The 3,168-nt window shown below is 70.0% G+C and carries 3 protein-coding genes and 1 pseudogene; all 4 read left to right on the top strand.

All coding sequences use genetic code 11. The annotated features are described in order from the left end of the window. Positions 1-986: pseudogene (locus D7Y15_RS42920) on the top strand (phage tail tape measure protein); the annotation flags it as partial. A gap of 15 nt (positions 987-1,001) precedes the next feature. Beyond that, a complete protein-coding gene (locus D7Y15_RS42915; RefSeq protein WP_121756165.1) occupies positions 1,002-1,514 on the top strand; it encodes a peptidoglycan-binding protein in 513 nt (170 codons plus the stop codon). After that, the gene (locus tag D7Y15_RS42910; RefSeq protein WP_121756164.1) at positions 1,514-1,855 is read left to right on the top strand and encodes a hypothetical protein; all 342 of its coding nucleotides are present in this window, start codon (positions 1,514-1,516) and stop codon (positions 1,853-1,855) included. Before D7Y15_RS42915 ends, D7Y15_RS42910 begins: the two co-directional genes overlap by 1 nt. Then, on the top strand, positions 1,852-3,093 hold the full coding sequence (locus tag D7Y15_RS42905) for a phage late control D family protein (RefSeq protein ID WP_121756163.1): 1,242 nt from the start codon (positions 1,852-1,854) through the stop codon (positions 3,091-3,093). The genes D7Y15_RS42910 and D7Y15_RS42905 overlap by 4 nt, the downstream gene beginning before the upstream one ends. Positions 3,094-3,168: the final 75 nt, after the last annotated feature.

Below are 3,168 nucleotides of genomic sequence, written 5' to 3'. Positions count from 1 at the left end.
GGGTGGGCGAGGCGCTGGGCTTCCTCTCCGAGAGGGACGACGCGGCCACCGCTGCCGCAAAGTTCGCTGCCTTCGGCGCCTCCGGAGCCACGGTGGGTCGCGCCCTCGCCCGCGTCTTCGACTTCGTCGTCCTGGCCCTCACGGCCGCCGCGGAAGTGGTGGAGGGCTTGGCGGGGCAGTGGGGCTACATGAAGGCCGGCGTCGACGTCCTCCTGGGCAGCCTGGCGCACCTCGGCTCCGTCCTCGGAGGAGCGCTCTCTGGCCTCCTGGGCACCAGCTCCGCCGCGAGGGAAGGCGGCAGCATCTGGGTGGCCATGGGGCAGGCCATCGGGTTTGCCATCGGCAACATCACCACCGTCGTGGGCGTGCTGGTGTCCGCCATCTCCCTCTCGGTGTCCGTGGTGGGCGGCGTCCTCAACGCGGCCCTGGCGGCCTTCTCAGGCATCGTCGACGTCTTCTGGGGCGTGGTGTTGACGCTCAGTGGCATCCTCACCGGCGACTGGGCCGAGGCATGGACGGGGATGCGGCTCATCGTCTTCGGCACGGTCGACGCAATCTCCGGCGTCCTCCTGGAGCTGGTGGGTGCCATCCTCGGCGTCGTGGACGCCGTGGCGAGCCTCTTCGGTGCGAACACCGGCCTCCAGCAAGCTCTGCGGACGGCTCGGCTGGGCCTCCACCGGGACTTGTCCGTCGCCTTCGGCCTTGAGGACTCCACCGGCAGCGCCGCCACACCCGCGTCCGTCGTCACCACGGCCTCGCCCACCTCGCCAGTGGACTGGCCCCTGGAGTCCTCGTCCATGCCGGCGGTGGCCGCCCTCCAGGCCTCGCTGCCCCAGGCCGAGGTGCTCTCCTCGCAGCCGGCCTCGCCTCCCAGCGCGCCCGTCCTCGTGAGTGTCCAGGTGGACGGAGAGGTGCTTGCCCAGGCCACGGCGCGCGCCGAGAGGGACGCCGCCTCCCGCAGCTTCTCCCCCATGCCGGCGTACTGAGAGGCAGGCCCCGACATGTCCATCGCCGCCGGCCTTGCCCGTCCCCCTCGCTGCCTCCTCGTGAATGTCCTCACCGGCGAAGCCATGGAGTGCCTCTTCAACCCCACGCAGCTCACCGAGAAGCTCCAGGTGAATTGGAACCGCCTGGCGGTGCCGGGTCTCTCCCACCAGGTGCTCCAGTTTCAGGGCACCTCCAACCGGCAACTGGCAGGCGTGGAGTTCTACCTCGACGCCTTCTTCGCCACGCAGCAGGCCGACGCCTCCAACATCATGGAGTTCCGCGGCTTCTTGCGTGCCCTCACCGTGCCCCCGGCGGGCACCGAGGGTGTGCTGGCGACAGCACCGCCGCGGGTCCTCGTTCTCTGGCCCGGCGTCCTCACCGTCGAGTGCGTCGTCGCCAGCGTGGAGTTCCAGTACCGCCAGCTCGCCGTGGACGGACGCGTCCTCGTCTACACCGCCATCGTCACCTTCGAGGAGGTGCTGGACACCCGCGTCACCTCCGAGCAGCTCCGTCAGGAGGTGCCGTAGTGGCTCCTCATGCCGGCAGCCGCTACTCCTTCTCCCTCGGCTTCCGGGACGAAGTGGGCCGCCTGCTGCTCACCGAGAGAGTCCCCTACGGCTTCCAGCCGCACGCGGACACGCGCGTCCACCTCGTGGCGCAGGGCAACTCCCTCTGGGGCCTCGCCGGCCGCTACTTCGCGCCCCTCCCGCGCGCGTGCGGCTTCTGGTGGGCCATCGCCGACTTCCAGCCGGAGCCCATCATCGATGCGACGCTGGAGCTGGAGGTCGGGCGGCGCCTCTACATCCCCTCGCTGCGTGTCCTCACCGACGTCATCCTCAGCGAGCAGCGGCGGAGGGCCAGCGAATGACGCGGCCCCTCGACAGGAGCGCGCCTGGCGTGCGCCTCACGCTGCTGGCACACGAGAAGGCCCGCAGCGGTGAGCCCCTCTCCCTGGAGGGCCGTGTCCTCGGCCTCACCTTCGAGGACTCCGCGACGAAGGCCGACAAGCTGTCCCTCCAGTTGGACAACTTCGACCTGGCGCTCTTCGACAGGGCCGAGTTGGTGGGCGGCGCGGTGCTGGAGGTGTCCTGGGGATACCCGGGTCTCATGGCCCCGCCGCGGCGAGTCGTCGTGAAGAAGCTGAAGGGCTTTCAGGTGCTCACCGTCGAGGGCCAGGCGCTCAGCGCCCTCATGCACCGCGAGGCGAAGACGCGCACCTGGAAGGGCAAGACGCGCGCCCAGGTGGTGCGAGAGGTGGCCGCCGAGTACGGCTATGAAGAGGACTCCGTCCACGTCGAGGACACCGGAGAGTCCTTCGACACCATTCACCAGGCCGGGGAGACGGATGCGCGCTTTCTCCGGCGCCTGGCCGCGAGGGAGGAGTTCGAGTTCCACGTCGACGACAAGGGCCTCACCTTCGGCCCGCGCAACCAGGCTGCCGCGCCCACCCAGGTGCTGTGGTGGTACGCGGACGCGGGCCGGGGCAACATCCTCTCCGTCAACGTCGAGTCAGAGCTGGGCCGCCGCGTGGGCCAGGTGGGCGTCCGTGGCCGCGACGCCATGGCCAAGGCAACCATCGAAGCCCAGGCGAGCAGCGCCACCGTGGAGCGCACCACTCTCGCGGACTACCTCGAGGTGGTGGACAAGCGCACGGGCACCACGTCGCTGCAGCTCCGCAACAGCACCACCAGCGTCCAGCCCACCTCCGCGTCGACACCTGCCCAAGCCCAGCGCGAGTCCGAGGCCCGCTTCCGACGCGCGGAAGCCGGCACCGTGAAGCTGTCCCTCCAGGTGGTGGGCAACCCCTCCTTGCGCGCGAAGTCCGTCGTGGAGGTGCGCGGCATCTCCAGCTTCCTCTCCGGGAAGTATTACGTCACCGAGGCGAAGCACGTCCTCTCCGCGTCTGGCTACACCACGGACTTGAAGCTGTCGCGCGACGGCACCGGCCGCCGGCAGCAAGCCAGCCCCGAGAAGCAAGGCCAGCCCCAGGGCGGGCAGCCCAACCCCAGCGCACCCGAAACGACTGGGGCACTGAAGGAAGTCGAGGCCTTCGATGTCATGGGCCGGGGTAATGGATCGCAGCGGGGTCACCCAAGCTGTTCGTAGCGGGGTCGGCCAAGCGGATCAGTCCTGGGTCGGCCAAGCGGATCGCAATGCGTAGCAGGAGGGCGGCGCCCCCGC

The organism is Corallococcus sp. AB030, from assembly GCF_003668965.1.
GTDB lineage: Bacteria > Myxococcota > Myxococcia > Myxococcales > Myxococcaceae > Corallococcus > Corallococcus exiguus.
The sequence above is the reverse complement of the archived record's forward strand: the minus strand, read 5'-3'. Positions and strand labels throughout refer to the sequence as shown.